The organism is Oleiphilus sp. HI0132 (assembly GCF_001635845.1).
In genome coordinates this window covers 1-631 of the sequence record NZ_LWGJ01000465.1, presented here as the reverse complement: position 1 = coordinate 631, position 631 = coordinate 1, and the positions used below count along the sequence as shown (strand labels likewise).

2 protein-coding genes are annotated in these 631 nt (G+C 45.2%); both read right to left on the bottom strand.

Annotated elements, in window-relative coordinates:
• Positions 1 to 66 precede the first annotated feature (66 nt).
• On the bottom strand, positions 67 to 252 hold the full coding sequence (locus A3766_RS05725) for a PEP-CTERM sorting domain-containing protein (RefSeq protein WP_068512423.1): 186 nt from the start codon (positions 250 to 252) through the stop codon (positions 67 to 69).
• Between the two features lie 162 nt (positions 253 to 414).
• Positions 415 to 631, bottom strand: a 217-nt coding sequence (locus tag A3766_RS05720; protein WP_255375313.1) for a flagellin, incomplete at its 5' end; no start/stop codon positions are given.

Below are 631 nucleotides of genomic sequence, written 5' to 3'. Positions count from 1 at the left end.
AGCCGGCAGAGGCAGAGAAACAAAGCGTGGCTGTAGAATAGCGTCGAATTCCAGCTTGATGTAAGGCTACTGAGTTCCCGCTTTGTCAGTGCTTTTAACTTTACGACGTGCCAAACCTAGACCAATTAAACCGATACTTATCAATGATAGTGTCGTTGGTTCTGGGATTTCGGTAACTATTGGGTTTGCATGAGCTTGTATGGTGATCAAGCTAAATAGAACTAGCGCGACCGCGCGACTTATATGTTTCATTTTACCTTCCTTAGTAATTTTTCCTTTACTGGTGAGACGATATAAAGGAGCTTTCAGTGAGATGGAATGGCAGTCTATCTATAGAATGTGACTAATAGATGAAGCCCTCACTAGATTTCGGGCGCGAGTGTAGCGCAGATTTAGCTCAAGTGCGATTGAAAGTTAGGATAAAAGCTGTAACACAGCGCCACGTTGACTATTCGCTTGTCCTTGTACGGCGATCTGTACCTGATCTCTTATTTGGCTCGCAGCTAGGTCTGAGGCCACCTGAGCATAGTCAGTGTCACTGATTCGGCTCCTCGCTTCAGCCGTATTAACTTTGGATATGGCGATATTATCGATCGAACTCTCGACTCGATTGCTAACGGCACCAAGTTCT

Bases quoted from the DNA above. Each gene is read 5' to 3' on its own strand.
- A3766_RS05725 (WP_068512423.1), bottom strand. From the start codon at position 252: ATGAAACATATAAGTCGCGCGGTCGCGCTAGTTCTATTTAGCTTGATC.